This is a genomic window from Streptomyces sp. CB02056 (assembly GCF_001905545.1).
Lineage (GTDB): Bacteria > Actinomycetota > Actinomycetes > Streptomycetales > Streptomycetaceae > Kitasatospora.
Genome location: NZ_LIPD01000001.1, coordinates 728706 through 742610 on the forward strand (window position 1 = coordinate 728706; position 13905 = coordinate 742610).

Genomic DNA, 13905 nt, shown 5'->3' on the forward strand with positions numbered 1-13905 from the left:
TGGTACCAACCGACAGGCGCATTTGTTTTGTCCGGTGTTTCAGTCTCCGGATGGGGATCGCGGCTACCACGGGGATCCACGAGGTGTGGATCCCTGATGCCCCCAGGATTTAGAGGAGACGGTTATGGCTACCGGCACCGTGAAGTGGTTCAACAGCGAGAAGGGCTTCGGCTTCATCGAGCAGGATGGTGGCGGCGCCGACGTGTTCGCCCACTACTCGAACATCGTTGCCCAGGGCTTCCGTGAGCTGTTCGAGGGCCAGAAGGTCGAGTTCGACGTCACCCAGGGCCAGAAGGGCCCGCAGGCCGAGAACATCCAGATCATCGGCTGACGTCAGCCTCCACGCTGACTCGCGATCATCGCGAAGCGGGGGCCCGCACCGCACGGTGCGGGCCCCCGCTCATGCCGCCGTACGGCCGGGGCGGCGCACTCCATGCATCCGACGGCCGACTCCAGCCCGCAGCCCGGGCTGTAGACCGACGGACGGAGAATCCGTGACCACCCCTGCCCGCTCGCCGCGCGACCGCGGCCCCCGCACCACCGACCAGGCCCGCCGCACCGCCGGCGGCGACCGCCCGCGCAAGCCGCGCGGCCGTAGCGGCGCCCCCAAGCAGGCCCGCCCCGCCGCCGCCCCCGAGGCCACCGACTTCACCGTGGTCCAGGGCACCCCGGCCCGGCCCCCGGCGGCGTCCTTCGCCGAGCTGGAGATGCCCAAGGCGATCCTCTCCGCGCTCGGCCGCCAGGGCGTCACCGAGCCCTTCCCGATCCAGGCCGCCACGCTGCCCGACTCGATCGCCGGGCGCGACGTCCTCGGCCGCGGCCGCACCGGCTCCGGCAAGACCCTGGCCTTCGGCCTCCCGCTGCTCGCCCGCACCGCCGGGCGCCGCGCCGACGCCCGGTACCCGCTGGCGCTCGTCCTGGTGCCCACCCGCGAGCTGGCCCAGCAGGTCACCGAGGCGCTCACCCCGTACGCGACCGCCGTCAACCTGCGGATCACCACCGTCGTCGGCGGCATGTCGATCAACAAGCAGGCCAACGCGGTGCGCCGCGGCACCGAGGTCCTGGTGGCCACCCCGGGCCGGCTGGACGACCTGATCGGGCGCGGCGACGTCAACCTCTCCGACGTCGCGATCACCGTCCTCGACGAGGCCGACCAGATGGCCGACATGGGCTTCCTGCCGCAGGTCAGCAAGCTGCTGGAGCAGGTCGCCGAGGGCGGGCAGCGGATGCTGTTCTCCGCCACCCTGGACCGCAACGTCGACCGGCTGGTCAAGCGCTTCCTGACCGACCCGGTGACCCACTCGGTCGACCCCTCGGCCGGCGCGGTCACCACCATGGACCACCACGTCCTCCAGCTGGAGCAGGCCGACAAGGCCTCCGCCACCGCGCACATCGCCTCCCGCGACGGCCGCGTGATCATGTTCGTGCACACCAAGCACGGCGCCGACCGACTCGCCAAGCAGCTGCTCGCCAACGGCGTGAAGGCCGCCGCGCTGCACGGCGGCAAGTCCCAGCCGCAGCGCAACCGGGTCCTGGACCAGTTCCGGGACGGCCACGTCACCGCGCTCATCGCGACCAACGTCGCCGCCCGCGGCATCCACATCGACGGCCTGGACCTGGTCGTCAACGTCGACCCGCCGGTCGACCACAAGGACTACCTGCACCGCGGCGGCCGCACCGCCCGGGCCGGCGAGTCCGGGACGGTCGTCACCCTGGTGCTGCCCGAGCAGCGCCGCGAGGTCAACCGGCTGATGACGACGGCCGGCATCCGCCCGACCGTCACCAAGATCCGCCCGGGCGACGCCGACCTCACCCGGATCACCGGCGCCCGCACCCCCAGCGGCGTGGCCGTGACGCTGGCCGTACCGGTCACCGCCGACCAGGCCGCCGGGGCCAAGGGCGGCGCCGACAAGCCCGCCGGGGCCAAGTCCGGCACCCCCCGCCGCCGGCCCGGCAAGCGCTCCGCGCTGCCCGCCGACGTCGACATGAACGGCAACCCGCGCCGCCCCCGCCCCAAGCAGCGCATCGGCGGCGCCGCCCAGGGCGAGCGCCCGCAGGCGGCCGGCTTCATCGGCCGCTCCTCGGGCCGCGCCAAGCCCGGCAGCGGCACCAAGTCCGGCTCCAACTACGGCACCGGCCGCCAGCGCCGCAAGGCCGACTGACGGCCGTCCCGGCCACGCCGTACGGGCCCCGCACACCCCCTCGCAGCAGGGGGCGTGCGGGGCCTCCGGCTTTCCGGGACCGGCGCCGCGCCGTGCCCCGGCGAAACTGCCGCCCGGACCGACCGCCCAGCTCAGCCCCGGCGCACCCGGCAGCTGCCGGTGCCCTGCCGGTTGACGGCCGACCGCGCACCCCCGAGTCTCTGACGCGGCCCACACATCCGACGCCCCGTCACCACGGAGGCGCGGATGGTGAGTCCACGTGATCCCCCCACTCGGAAGGACGACCGTCCCATGCGCCGAACCTCCGCCCTGCTGACCACCGCCCTGCTCGCCGGGGCCGCCGCCCTGGCCGCCCCGGCCACCTCCGCCCAGGCCGCGCCGGCCTGCGGCGCCTGGGCCTCCGCCTGGAACGCCGTCGGCAGCTGTACCGGCCTCGATCCGATGCAGACCTGGACCGTGACCGCCAACTGCCTCTACTGGAACTCCAACCACACCGTGCAGTTCTCCCGCCCCGCCATCGGCGGCATCGCGATCGGCGACGGCACCATGTCCGCGTCCTGCGGCATCGGCGACAGCGTCCAGTTCCCGCGCGTCGTCCTCGGCGCCGTCCCGCCGGCCGGCCCGACCGGCCAGATCTCCGGCTACGCGAGCAAGTGCGTCGACGTGAAGGGCGCCAACGTCGGCAACGGCACCGCCGTCCAGATCTACGACTGCAACGGCTCCGTCGCGCAGAAGTGGCGGATCGGCGTCGACGGCACGATCCGCGCCCTCGGCAAGTGCATGGACGTCTCCGGCGGCAACACCGGCAACGGCACCAAGGTCCAGATCTACGACTGCAACGGCAGCGGCGCCCAGCAGTGGCAGGCCCGCCCCGACGGCTCGCTCCTCAACCCGCAGTCCGGCCGCTGCCTGGACGACCTCGGCTTCTCCACCGACAACGGCAACCAGCTCGGCATCTGGGACTGCAACGGCGCCGCCAACCAGAAGTGGAACCTCCCGGCCTGACGCCCGCGTCGGCCAGGGCGTACGGCCCGTCCGTACGCGCTGCCGGTGCTCCTGGCCGCCGTCACTCGCCCGAGTGACGGCGGCTTGAGTCGTGCATTGCGTTTGCAACACGCTGCTGCTCGTGCATAGTGAGATCTACTGGACCGAGCGGTCCGAGGAGCACATCGCCAGGCACGGAGTGGATCCGGAGGAGGTCGAGGATGTCGTGTTCTGCCGTCCGCACTGGTTCTCGGACGGCCGCCAGGGGACGACCCTGTGCCATGGCGTGACGCGGGCCGGGCGCTACCTGTTGGTGGTGTTGGCGGAGAGCGCGGTGGTGCCGTCAGCGTGGTACTGCGCCACCGCACGCGACATGACAGCTGCCGAGAGGCGCTTGTTCCTCAAGCGGACGAGTTGAAGGTGACGGATGACTGACAACGGTGCGGACCTCGAGGCGATCGCCGAGTACTACGAGACGCACGAGCTGACCGAGGACGAGATCATGAGCGCCGAGCCGGGCGAGCCGGTGGCGGCCGAGTCGGTGATGATCACCACCTCGCTGCGGCTGCCCAAGCCGGTGATGGACGAGGTCCGGCGCCGGGCGCGGGAGCGGGGGCTGAAGCCGACGGCGATCATGAGGGAGTGGATCGAGGCCGCCATCGCGGACGTGGACGAGCCGGTGCCGCTCAGTGTGATCACCGCGGCGGTGGCGGAGTACCAGCACCGTCGGGCGTCGTGAGGGTCAGGCGGTGAGGGCTGGGGTGGTGTCCGCGGCGTGGCGGGCCTGGTCGTAGCGGTGGAGGAGGAGGGTCGCCAGCTCGGGGGACGGGCCGAGGACGTCGGCCACGAGGTCCGCGTCCTCGGCGGCGGCCGCGATGCGGTCGGGGAGGAGGCCGGGGGCGAGCAGGTAGGGGGCGACGGCGGTGTGTGCGGCGCCGGCGGTGCGCAGGGCGGCGAGGGCGTCGGGGACGCGGGGGCCGGTAGCGGAGGCGTAGGCGACCTCGACGGCGGCCCAGCCGCGGGTGCGGCGCCACTCGGCGGCGACCGCGCGGGTCGCGGCGTCGGCGGCCGGGTCGGAGGAGCCGGCGGCGGCCAGGACGACGCCGGTACGGGCCCGGGCGGCGGGTGAGCCGACCGCGAGGCCGGCCTCGGCGAGGCGGCGGTCCAGGGCGGCGAGCAGCAGGGGGGAGGGGCCGAGCACGTCGGCGACCGGCAGCCGGGAGCCGGCGGCGCGCAGGGCGGCCGGGATGTCGTGCTTGGCGTGGAAGGCCCGGTTGAGCAGCAGCGGCACCGCCACCGCGTCCGCGAGCCGTCCGACCACCTGGGGGATCCGCGGCGCGCAGTGGTCCAGGTAGGCGGTGGCGACCTCGGTGCCGGGCCGCTGGGCCCGCACCTCCTCCACGAGCGCGGCCACCGTCGCGGCGTGGCGCGGGTCGCGGCTGCCGTGGGCGATCAGGAGGAGGGCGGGCATCAGCGCTGCCTCACTTGCCGGTGGCCAGCAGGCCGCGGTTGCGCAGCACCCGGCGTTCGACGGGGGTGAAGACGAGGAGCTCGATGGCGATGCCGACGAAGAGGATGAGGATGATGCCGAGCAGGACGCCGGACATGTCGGAGAACTCGCGCTGGTCCTCCAGGAAGCGGCCGAGGCCGCGGCCCAGGTCGGGGGAGGAGGCGACGAGTTCGGCGGCCATCAGGGAGCGCCAGGAGAAGGCCCAGCCCTGCTTGAGGCCGGCGAGGTAGCCGGGGAGGGCGGCGGGGATGAGGACGTGCCGGGCGCCGGTGAGGCCGGTGGCGCCGAGGGTGCGTCCGGCCCGCAGGAACAGCGGGGGGACCTGGTCGATGCCGGCGACCAGGCCGTTGGCGATGGAGGGGACGGCGCCGAGCAGGATGACGGCGTACATCATCGAGTCGTTGATGCCGAGCCAGATGACGGCGGCGGGCACCCAGGCGACCGAGGGCAGCGACTGCAGGCCCTGCAGGACGGGCCCGATGGCGGTGCGCACCGGTCTGATGCGGGCGACGACGAGGCCGATCGGGGTGCCGATCACCACGGCGAGGAGGAAGCCGGACAGGCCGCGCCAGACGCTGGTCCAGATGATCGAGAACAGCGTGCCCTGGTACCAGAGGTCCTGGGCGGAGCGCCACACGTCGGCGGGGCTGGGCAGCTTGTAGGAGGAGGTGAGCTCCAGGCTGTACGCGCCCTGCCAGAGCGCGAGCACGACGAGCACGCCGATCAGCGGCGGCAGGGCCTTGCTGCGCAGGGCCTCGCCGAGGGAGCCGCGCTGTGCGGTGACGGCGTCGAGGGCGTCCAGGCCGGCGCCGACGCCCGCGGTGTCGGCGGTCCTGTCGTTCCGGTCGTGCTTGTCGTTCCTGTCGTTCTTGTCCAGGACGGGGGTGGTGTCAGTGCTGGCCATGGCGACGGATCTCCCCACGCAGTTCTTCGGTGATCTCGATGGACAGGTCGGCGACGCCGGCGGACTCGATGCGGCGCGGCTGGGGCAGGTCGATGTGCCATTCGCGGGCGACCCGGCCGGGGCGGGAGGAGAGCAGGACGACCCGCTGGGCGAGGCGGACGGCCTCGCGGACGTTGTGGGTGACGAACAGGACGGTCAGCTGCCGTTCGGCCCAGATCCGGGTGATCTCGTCGTGGAGGACGTCGCGGGTGATGGCGTCGAGGGCGGCGAAGGGCTCGTCCATGAGCAGGACCTTGCTGCCCTGGGCGAGGGCGCGGGCCATGGCGACGCGCTGGCGCATGCCGCCGGACAGCTCGTGGACGCGCTTGCCGTACGCGCCGTCCAGGCGGACGAGTTCGAGCAGCCGCTCGGCTTCGGCGCGGCGCTCGGGGCGGGCGACGCCGGCCAGCTTGAGGGCGAGTTCGATGTTCCGGCCGGCGGTGAGCCAGGGGAAGAGGGCGTGCTCCTGGAACATCAGCGCGGGGCGGCCGCCGGGCACCTCGATGCCGCCGGCGGTGGGCCGGTCGAGGCCGGCGACGAGGTTGAGCAGGGTGGACTTGCCGCAGCCGGAGGCGCCGAGCAGGGTGACGAACTCGCCGGGGGCGACGTCGAGGGTGATGTCGTCCAGGACGTGGGTCTGGGCGCCGGGGCGGCCGAAGGACTTGTGCACGTGCGAGATCCGGACGGCGGGCGCACCGCCGTGGGCGTCGGCGCCGGGGGCGTCCGCCGAGGTGGTCAGTGCCGGGGTCATCCGGGCACCTCCTGGATGAGTGGTCTGGCGAGGTCGGGGCCGTGGCCCGGGCCCCGCCCGTCCCGGTGGGCATCGATCGGGGATCGACCGGGCGGGCGGGGGCCGGACCGCGGAGTCGTGACGAACGGCCTTGCTGCGGGCGCTACTTGGCGCCGAGTCCGGCGTCCGCGACGGCGGGCCGGCCCTCCGCGGCGAGGACCTTGTTCAGCAGGGTGAGGTCGTAGATGCCGTTCAGGTTGGGCTTCTTGAGGAGCCCGGCGGTGACGGCGTGGTCGGCCTCGGCCTGGAGGGTGTTCGCCAGCGGGTCGTCCAGGAAGTCGATGTCGGCCCAGGCCGGGTCCAGGATGGCGGGCTCCAGGGAGTTGCCGGCCTCCTTCTTGATCGCCTCGTTGGCGTCGGCCTTGGCCTTGTCGGAGTTGTCCTTGATGAAGGCGTTGGTCTTCACCGAGCCGCGCAGCACGGCCTCCACCACGTCCGGGTGCTCCGTGAGGAACTTCTGCGAGACGATGATGTTGGTGATCACGAACTTCTTGTCGGGCCAGACGTCCTTCTCGTTGAGCAGGACCTTCGCGCCGAGCGTGACCAGCTTGGAGGCGGTGGGCTCGGGCACCCAGGCGGCGTCGATGGAGCCGGACTTGTACGCGTCGGGGGTGACCTTGTTGTCGGTGCGCACGACCGAGACGTCGCCGGCGCCGGTGGCCGCGTCGACCTTGTAGCCCTTGCCCGCCAGGTAGTTGAGCAGGGCGACGTCCTGGGTGTTGCCGAGCTGCGGGGTGGCGATCTTCTTGCCCTTGAGGTCGTCCAGGGTGGCGATCTTCTCCGGGTTGGCGACCAGCTTGACGCCGCCGGAGGCCGAACCGCCGATGATCTTCAGGGACTTGCCGTCGGACTTGGTGTAGCCGTTGATCGCGGGGGAGGGGCCGATCCAGCCGATGTCGATGGAGCCGGCGTTCAGCGCCTCGATCTCGGCCGGGCCGGCGTTGAAGACCTGGGTCTTGACCTGGGTGGCGCCGAGCTCCTTCTGGAAGAAGCCCTCCTGGAGGCCGACCAGCGGGGTGCCGTGGGTGAGGTTGGCGAAGTAGCCGATCTTCACCGTGTCCGCGGACAGCTTCGCGCCGGAACTCCCGGTGGTGGCAGCGGTGTTGGCCTTGGCGTCGGAGGACTTGTCGTCCGCCTTGGAGCCGTAGCTGCAGGACGACAGCAGGGCCGCCACGGTCAGGCCGGCCGCGGCGGCGGCCGCGGAGCGTCTGATCCGCCCGGCGTCGGGGCGGGTGCGGGTATGCGGGAGGGCCGGGTTCGGTGCCATGGCGAGAGTCCTGTTCGCGGACGGACCGTCAGGAGGCGGTCTCGGACGGACGGTTGGAAGGTGGTGCGCGCGGCAGCGGTGTGCCGGGGGCAAGCCGGGCGGCTGTGGGGGGAGACAGCCCGGTGACAGGGCGTTCTCAGCCCCGTCGGCCCGCACATCGGGTCAGGCCGCCCTGGCCGCTGCCGAGGACGCCGCTGCCGATGCGGCCGCCTTCCTTGTCCATGCCCGAGAACGCCTCGCTGGGCATCAGACCCAGTCCTCCTCGTCGGGTGTGCCGGTGGTGGGTACGGTGGCGAAGGCCTCGCCCGCCATGCCGGCGGTGAGGGTGGTGCCGTCGGCCGGGTCGATGAGCAGGAACGACCCGGTGCGGCGGTTGTCGGAGTAGCCGTCCAGGGCCAGCGGCTCGGCGGTGCGCAGGACGACCCGGCCGATGTCGTTGACGTTCAGCCCGTCGGGGGCGGGGCGCTGTTCCAAAGTGTCGATGTCGATCCGGTAGGCGACGTCCTTGACCAGCGCCCGCACGGTGCGGGTGGTGTGCTTGAGGAGGACCTTGTCCCCGGCGCGCAGCGGCCGTTCGCTGAGGTGGCTGACGGTGGCCTCGATGTCCTTGGTGGGGACGGGCACGGGGCCGGCGGCGATGAGGTCGCCGCGGGAGACGTCCAGGTCGTCGGCGAGGCGGACGGTCACCGACTGCGGGGCCCAGGCGGCGTCGGCCTGGCGGCCGAGGGCGTCGATCCCGGCGACGGTGGTGGTGTGGCCGGACGGCAGGACCGTGACGGTGTCGCCGACGCGCAGCACGCCGGACGCCAACTGGCCTGCGTAGCCACGGTAGTCGGGGTGCTCCTCGGTCTGCGGGCGGATGACGTACTGGACCGGGAAGCGGGCCGGCTCGGCGCCCGGGTCACTGCCGACCGGCACCGTCTCCAGGTGCTCCAGCAGGGTCGGGCCGCCGTACCAGTCCATGTGCGCGGACGGCTCCACGACGTTGTCCCCGGCGAGGGCGGAGATCGGGACGGCCAGCACGTCCTTGACGCCGAGCGAGGCGGCGTAGGCGGTGAACTCGGCGGCGATGGCGGCGAACACGGGCTCGGCGTAGTCGACCAGGTCCATCTTGTTGACGGCGAGGACGACGTGCGGCACGCGCAGCAGGGCGGCGACGGCGGCGTGCCGGCGGGTCTGCTCGACGACGCCGTTGCGGGCGTCGACGAGGACGACGGCGAGTTCGGCCGTGGAGGCGCCGGTGACCATGTTGCGGGTGTACTGCACGTGCCCGGGGGTGTCGGCGAGGATGAACCGCCGGCGGGGCGTGGCGAAGTAGCGGTAGGCCACGTCGATGGTGATGCCCTGTTCGCGCTCCGCGCGCAGGCCGTCGGTGAGCAGGGCGAGGTCGGGCGCCTCCTGGCCGCGGCTGCGGGAGGCGTGCTCGACGGCCTCCAGCTGGTCGGCGAGCACCGACTTGGAGTCGTGCAGCAGCCGGCCGACGAGGGTGGACTTGCCGTCGTCGACGGAGCCGGCGGTGGCGAAGCGCAGCAGCGAGGTGGCGTTGGTGGCGGTGCTCATTAGAAGTATCCCTCGCGCTTGCGGTCTTCCATCGCGGCCTCGGAGAGCTTGTCGTCGGCCCGCGTCGCACCGCGCTCGGTGAGGCGCGAGGCGGCGATCTCGGCGATGACGGCCTCGATGGTGGTGGCGTCGGAGTCGACGGCGCCGGTGCAGGACATGTCGCCGACGGTGCGGTAGCGGATCAGCCGCCGCTCGACCGGCTCGTGCTCCTTGGGGCCGCCCCAGTCGCCGGCGGTCAGCCACATGCCGCTGCGGGCGAAGACGTCCCGCTCGTGGGCGTAGTAGATCTCCGGCAGCTCGATGCCCTCGCGCTCGATGTACTGCCACACGTCGAGCTCGGTCCAGTTGGACAGCGGGAAGACCCGCACGTGCTCGCCCACCGCGTGGCGGCCGTTGTAGAGCGACCACAGCTCGGGGCGCTGGCGGCGCGGGTCCCAGGCGCCGAACTCGTCGCGCAGCGAGAAGACGCGCTCCTTGGCGCGGGCCTTCTCCTCGTCGCGGCGCCCGCCGCCGAACACCGCGTCGAAGCGGTTCGTCTCGATGGCGTCCAGCAGCGGCACGGTCTGCAGCGGGTTGCGGGTGCCGTCGGGGCGCTCGCGCAGGACGCCGCGGTCGATGAAGTCCTGGACGTGGGCGACGTGCAGGCGCAGGCCGTGCCGCGCGGCGACGCGGTCGCGGTAGTCGATGACCTCGGGGAAGTTGTGCCCGGTGTCGACGTGCAGCAGCGAGAAGGGGACGGCGGCGGGCGCGAAGGCCTTGAGCGCCAGGTGCAGCATGACGATGGAGTCCTTGCCGCCGGAGAACAGGATCACCGGGCGTTCGAACTCCCCCGCGACCTCGCGGAAGATGTGCACCGACTCGGCCTCCAGCGCGTCCAGGTGGGACAGCGCGAAGGGCCCCCCTGAATTCTGGTTGGGGTCGCCGGCGGTGCGGACCGGGCTGTCGGTCTCGGTGGTCATGCCAGACCCCTCTCGGTCAGGAAGGCGTGCAGCTCGGCGGCGGACTCGGCGACCGCGCGGCCCTGGGTCTGGAGGCGCAGCTCCGGCCGCTCCGGGGCCTCGTACGGGTCGTCCACGCCGGTCAGGCCGGAGATCTCGCCGGCCGCCTGCTTGGCGTACAGGCCCTTGACGTCCCGTTCGGCGCACAGCTCGACCGGGGTGGCGACGTGGATCTCCAGGAACTCGGTGCCGGCCGCCGCGTGCCGCTCGCGCACCGCGGCGCGGGAGTCCGCGAACGGGGCGATCACCGGGGCGAGCACCTTGACGCCGTTGGCCGCCAGCTTCTCGGCGACGAAGCCGATCCGGGTGACGTTGGTGTGCCGGTCCTCGCGGGAGAAGCCGAGGCCCTTGGAGAGGAACTCGCGGATCTCGTCGCCGTCCAGGACCTCGACCTTGTGGCCCTCGGCGCGCAGCCGCTCGGCGAGGGCGAAGGCCAGGGTGGTCTTGCCCGCGCTCGGCAGCCCGGTCAGCCACACGGTGGCGCCGCGCTCGCACGGGGCGGCCGTGCGGGCCGCCTCTGCGGCTCCGTCGGCGGCCAGGGTGTCAGCTGTCACGGTTCTTTCCTTACACGAGGATGGACGGACGATCAGAACGGATCGAATCAGAGGTGGATGCCGCACTCGGTCTTGCCGGAGCCGGACCAGCGGCCGGCCCGGGCGTCCTCACCCTCGCCCGGCTTGCGGGTGCAGGACAACGGGGAGCAGCCGATCGAGGTGTAGCCCTCCCACAGCAGCGGGTTGAGCAGCACGCCGTGGGCGGCGATGTAGGCGTCCACGTCCTCCTGGGTCCAGCGGGCGATCGGGGCGATCTTGACCTTGCGGCGCTTCGGGTCCCAGGACACCACGGGGGTGTTCGCCCGGGTCGGCGACTCGTCGCGGCGCAGCCCGGTCGCCCAGGCGTCGTAGCCGGCCAGGCCCCGGTTGAGCGGCTCGACCTTGCGCAGCGAGCAGCACAGGTCCGGGTCGCGGTCGTGCAGGGCCGGCCCGTGCTCGGCGTCCTGCTCGGCCACCGTCCGCAGCGGGGTGAGCGTGATGACGTTGACCGGCATGGTCGCGGCCACCGCGTCGCGCGTCCCGAGGGTCTCCGGGAAGTGGTAGCCGGTGTCCAGGAACACCACGTCCACCCCCGGGAACACCGAGGACGCCAGGTGGGCCACCACCGCGTCCTCCATCGAGGAGGTGACGCAGAACCGCGCGCCGAAGGTGTCCGCGGCCCACCGCAGGACCTCCTGCGCGGTGGCCTCCTCCAGCTCGCGGCCGGCCCGGACGGCTATCGCCTCGTGGTCAGTCGCGGTGCTGCTCATGTGACGTACCCCCGTGGTTGGTCGGTGACAGCAGGCCGAGGAACTTCAGCTGGAAGGCGCGGCGGCACCCGTGGCACTCCCAGGCGCCGTGCCCGGCCTCGGAGGGGCGCAGGTCCTCGTCCCCGCAGTACGGGCAGAAGAAAGGGGCGGCGCGCTCACTCATTGCCCACCTCGCTGCGCTCGGCGTTCGCTTCGCGAACAACGCCCTGCCTTTTGGTTCGCTCTCCCCCAGCCTCCGGCCGGGGGTGCCCCCATCGCTCGCTCACGAGAGCTGCTCCTCGGTCGCCCGGGCCGCCCACTGGGCGAAGCGCTCGCCCTCGGTGCGGTCGGCCTGGTAGCGGGTCAGCACGCGCTCGACGTAGTCGGGCAGGCCCGCGCTGGTGACCTTGAGGCCGCGGACCTTGCGGCCGAAGCCGGCCTCCAGGCCGAGCGCGCCGCCGAGGTGGACCTGGTAGCCCTCGACCTGCTCGCCGTGCTCGTCGGTGACCAGCTGGCCCTTGAGGCCGATGTCGGCGACCTGGATGCGGGCGCAGGCGTTCGGGCAGCCGTTGATGTTGATGGTCAGCGGCTCGGCGAAGTCCGGCAGGCGCTGCTCCAGCTCGTCGATGAGCGTGCGGCCGCGCTCCTTGGTCTCGACGATGGCGAGCTTGCAGTACTCGATGCCGGTGCAGGCCATGGTGCCGCGGCGGAACGGCGAGGGGGTGACCCGCAGGTCGAGCGCCTCCAGGCCGGCCACCACGGAGTCGACGTGCTCCTCGGCGATGTCGAGGACGATCATCTTCTGCTCGGCGGTGGTGCGCACCCGGTCGCTGCCGTGGGCGGCGGCGAGGTCGGCGATCCGGCCGAGCAGCTTGCCGTCGACCCGGCCGACGCGCGGGGCGAAGCCGATGTAGTAGCGGCCGTCCTTCTGCCGGTGGACGCCGACGTGGTCGCGCCAGCGGGCGGCGGGCTCGGCCGGGGCGGGGCCGTCGAGCAGCGGGCGCTCGAGGTACTCCTCCTCCAGGACCCGGCGGAACTTCTCCACGCCCCAGTCGGCGACCAGGAACTTCAGCCGGGCGCGGTTGCGCAGGCGCCGGTAGCCGTAGTCGCGGAAGATGCCGATGACGCCGCCGTAGACGTCCGCGACCTCGTCCAGCGGGACCCACGCGCCCAGCCGCACGCCCAGCTTGGGGTTGGTGGACAGGCCGCCGCCGACCCACAGGTCGAAGCCGGGCCCGTGCTCGGGGTGGACCACGCCGACGAAGGAGACGTCGTTGATCTCGTGCGCGACGTCCAGCAGCGGGGAGCCGGAGACCGCGCTCTTGAACTTGCGCGGCAGGTTGGAGAAGTCCGGGTTGCCGATGAAGCGGCGCTGGATCTCCTCGATGGCGGGCGTGCCGTCGATGATCTCGTCCTCGGCGATGCCGGCCACCGGGGAGCCGAGGATGACGCGCGGGGTGTCGCCGCAGGCCTCGGTGGTGGACAGGCCGACGGCCTCCAGCTTCTGCCAGATCGCCGGGACGTCCTCGATCCGGATCCAGTGGTACTGGATGTTCTGGCGGTCGGTCAGGTCGGCGGTGCCGCGCGCGTACTGCTCGGAGACCTCGGCGACCGCCCGCAGCTGGGGGACGGTCAGCCGGCCGCCGTCGATGCGGACCCGGAGCATGAAGAACTCGGCGTCCAGCTCGTGCGGGTCCAGGATCGCGGTCTTGCCGCCGTCGATGCCCTCCTTGCGCTGGGTGTAGAGCCCCCACCAGCGCATCCGGCCGCGCAGGTCGGCGGGGTCGATGGAGTCGAAGCCCCGGTGCGCGTAGATCGTCTCAATACGTGTCCGCACATTGAGACCGTCGTCGTCCTTCTTGAACTGCTCGTTGGCGTTCAGCGGGGTGTAGTGGCCCATGCCCCACTGGCCCTCGCCGCGGTGGCGGGTCACCTTGCGGGCCGCTGCGGGGCGCCGCTCGGCGGCGCGGTCGGCCGTGGGCTCGACGGTCTCGGGGGAGGTGGCCATGGTGAAGTCCTTCTGGGCGGATGGCGCTGCTGCCGAATGGGTCGCGGGGCGTGTCCGGCCGTGCGGTACCGCTCTGACCTGCGGATTTCAAGGTCTTGAGGGCGGTGGCCGGGACCGGGCGGGCGCCTGCGCATCCGCTGCGGCGGGGATGGCGGGAAGGTCGGCGCCGGGTGCGGTGGTGCGGCGGAGACGGGGGGCTCAGGTCACCGGACAGATGGCGCTGGACACGCGAAGGAGATCGACGTGGAGTCGACCTACTAGGGTGGTTCCGGCGCTAGGCATGGCAAGAGATTCGCACGGCGCGGGACTCGCGGTCCACTAACATCCAGATACTGGACTCTGAGGTTTCGTCATGTGGGACATCCGGATGTTCCCGCCGCTCCCCGCCCGGACGTCCGGCG

Annotated in this window: 16 protein-coding genes; 5 read left to right on the forward strand and 11 right to left on the reverse strand. The window is 72.6% G+C overall.

The features are described from left to right. The first annotated feature begins 124 nt into the window (after positions 1-124). The 5 genes from AMK13_RS03220 (at position 125) to AMK13_RS03240 (ending at position 3885) form a co-directional block, all read left to right on the forward strand. Positions 125-331, forward strand: a complete 207-nt coding sequence (locus AMK13_RS03220) for a cold-shock protein (protein WP_049657493.1) — start codon at positions 125-127, stop codon at positions 329-331. Between the two features lie 163 nt (positions 332-494). Next, positions 495-2162: a DEAD/DEAH box helicase gene (locus AMK13_RS03225; protein ID WP_074001000.1), complete on the forward strand. Its 1668-nt coding sequence runs from the start codon at positions 495-497 to the stop codon at positions 2160-2162. Between the two features lie 291 nt (positions 2163-2453). Continuing rightward, positions 2454-3167, forward strand: a complete 714-nt coding sequence (locus AMK13_RS46260; RefSeq protein ID WP_053112563.1) for a ricin-type beta-trefoil lectin domain protein — start codon at positions 2454-2456, stop codon at positions 3165-3167. A gap of 121 nt (positions 3168-3288) precedes the next feature. Further along, a complete protein-coding gene (locus AMK13_RS03235) occupies positions 3289-3564 on the forward strand; it encodes a hypothetical protein (protein ID WP_198959303.1) in 276 nt (91 codons plus the stop codon). A gap of 9 nt (positions 3565-3573) precedes the next feature. Then, positions 3574-3885: a hypothetical protein gene (locus AMK13_RS03240; RefSeq protein WP_049660589.1), complete on the forward strand. Its 312-nt coding sequence runs from the start codon at positions 3574-3576 to the stop codon at positions 3883-3885. Between the two features lie 3 nt (positions 3886-3888). Here AMK13_RS03240 and AMK13_RS03245 read toward each other — a convergent pair whose 3' ends face one another. From AMK13_RS03245 to AMK13_RS46265, 11 genes are all read right to left on the reverse strand, one after another. Further along, on the reverse strand, positions 3889-4617 hold the full coding sequence (locus AMK13_RS03245) for a sirohydrochlorin chelatase (RefSeq protein WP_074001001.1): 729 nt from the start codon (positions 4615-4617) through the stop codon (positions 3889-3891). A 10-nt stretch (positions 4618-4627) separates the two neighbouring features. Then, positions 4628-5560, reverse strand: a complete 933-nt coding sequence (locus tag AMK13_RS03250) for an ABC transporter permease (protein ID WP_074001002.1) — start codon at positions 5558-5560, stop codon at positions 4628-4630. Next, the gene (locus AMK13_RS03255; protein WP_049655033.1) at positions 5547-6350 is read right to left on the reverse strand and encodes an ABC transporter ATP-binding protein; all 804 of its coding nucleotides are present in this window, start codon (positions 6348-6350) and stop codon (positions 5547-5549) included. Before AMK13_RS03255 ends, AMK13_RS03250 begins: the two co-directional genes overlap by 14 nt. A gap of 142 nt (positions 6351-6492) precedes the next feature. Further along, positions 6493-7656 (reverse strand): aliphatic sulfonate ABC transporter substrate-binding protein, encoded by a 1164-nt coding sequence (locus tag AMK13_RS03260; RefSeq protein ID WP_074001003.1) that lies wholly within the window; start codon positions 7654-7656, stop codon positions 6493-6495. Between the two features lie 246 nt (positions 7657-7902). Then, entirely contained in the window at positions 7903-9216 is a 1314-nt protein-coding gene (locus AMK13_RS03265; protein ID WP_074001004.1) for a sulfate adenylyltransferase subunit 1, read from the reverse strand. After that, positions 9216-10175: a sulfate adenylyltransferase subunit CysD gene (gene cysD / locus AMK13_RS03270; protein ID WP_049655041.1), complete on the reverse strand. Its 960-nt coding sequence runs from the start codon at positions 10173-10175 to the stop codon at positions 9216-9218. The genes AMK13_RS03265 and cysD overlap by 1 nt, the downstream gene beginning before the upstream one ends. Further along, positions 10172-10753, reverse strand: coding sequence for an adenylyl-sulfate kinase (cysC, locus tag AMK13_RS03275; protein WP_074001209.1), 582 nt, complete (start codon positions 10751-10753; stop codon positions 10172-10174). The genes cysD and cysC overlap by 4 nt, the downstream gene beginning before the upstream one ends. A gap of 62 nt (positions 10754-10815) precedes the next feature. After that, positions 10816-11517, reverse strand: coding sequence for a phosphoadenylyl-sulfate reductase (locus tag AMK13_RS03280; protein ID WP_074001005.1), 702 nt, complete (start codon positions 11515-11517; stop codon positions 10816-10818). Next, positions 11498-11680 (reverse strand): hypothetical protein, encoded by a 183-nt coding sequence (locus AMK13_RS03285; protein ID WP_030060859.1) that lies wholly within the window; start codon positions 11678-11680, stop codon positions 11498-11500. Before AMK13_RS03285 ends, AMK13_RS03280 begins: the two co-directional genes overlap by 20 nt. Before the next feature lie 99 nt (positions 11681-11779). Then, complete coding sequence (locus AMK13_RS03290) at positions 11780-13504, reverse strand: nitrite/sulfite reductase (RefSeq protein WP_074001006.1); 1725 nt, start codon at positions 13502-13504, stop codon at positions 11780-11782. Positions 13505-13702: 198 nt separating this feature from the next. Further along, the gene (locus tag AMK13_RS46265) at positions 13703-13786 is read right to left on the reverse strand and encodes a putative leader peptide (RefSeq protein WP_310593185.1); all 84 of its coding nucleotides are present in this window, start codon (positions 13784-13786) and stop codon (positions 13703-13705) included. Positions 13787-13905 lie beyond the last annotated feature (119 nt).

Excerpts from the sequence above, each read along its gene's own strand:
- AMK13_RS03250 (WP_074001002.1), bottom strand. The coding sequence starts at position 5,560 with ATGGCCAGCACTGACACCACCCCCGTCCTGGACAAGAACGACAGGAAC.
- AMK13_RS03280 (WP_074001005.1), bottom strand. The coding sequence starts at position 11,517 with ATGAGCAGCACCGCGACTGACCACGAGGCGATAGCCGTCCGGGCCGGC.
- AMK13_RS03285 (WP_030060859.1), bottom strand. The coding sequence starts at position 11,680 with ATGAGTGAGCGCGCCGCCCCTTTCTTCTGCCCGTACTGCGGGGACGAG.
- AMK13_RS03240 (WP_049660589.1), top strand. The coding sequence starts at position 3,574 with ATGACTGACAACGGTGCGGACCTCGAGGCGATCGCCGAGTACTACGAG.
- AMK13_RS03220 (WP_049657493.1), top strand. The coding sequence starts at position 125 with ATGGCTACCGGCACCGTGAAGTGGTTCAACAGCGAGAAGGGCTTCGGC.
- AMK13_RS03255 (WP_049655033.1), bottom strand. The coding sequence starts at position 6,350 with ATGACCCCGGCACTGACCACCTCGGCGGACGCCCCCGGCGCCGACGCC.
- AMK13_RS03290 (WP_074001006.1), bottom strand. The coding sequence starts at position 13,504 with ATGGCCACCTCCCCCGAGACCGTCGAGCCCACGGCCGACCGCGCCGCC.
- AMK13_RS03245 (WP_074001001.1), bottom strand. The coding sequence starts at position 4,617 with ATGCCCGCCCTCCTCCTGATCGCCCACGGCAGCCGCGACCCGCGCCAC.
- AMK13_RS03260 (WP_074001003.1), bottom strand. The coding sequence starts at position 7,656 with ATGGCACCGAACCCGGCCCTCCCGCATACCCGCACCCGCCCCGACGCC.
- AMK13_RS46260 (WP_053112563.1), top strand. The coding sequence starts at position 2,454 with ATGCGCCGAACCTCCGCCCTGCTGACCACCGCCCTGCTCGCCGGGGCC.
- AMK13_RS46265 (WP_310593185.1), bottom strand. The coding sequence starts at position 13,786 with ATGCCTAGCGCCGGAACCACCCTAGTAGGTCGACTCCACGTCGATCTC.
- AMK13_RS03265 (WP_074001004.1), bottom strand. The coding sequence starts at position 9,216 with ATGAGCACCGCCACCAACGCCACCTCGCTGCTGCGCTTCGCCACCGCC.
- cysD (WP_049655041.1), bottom strand. The coding sequence starts at position 10,175 with ATGACCACCGAGACCGACAGCCCGGTCCGCACCGCCGGCGACCCCAAC.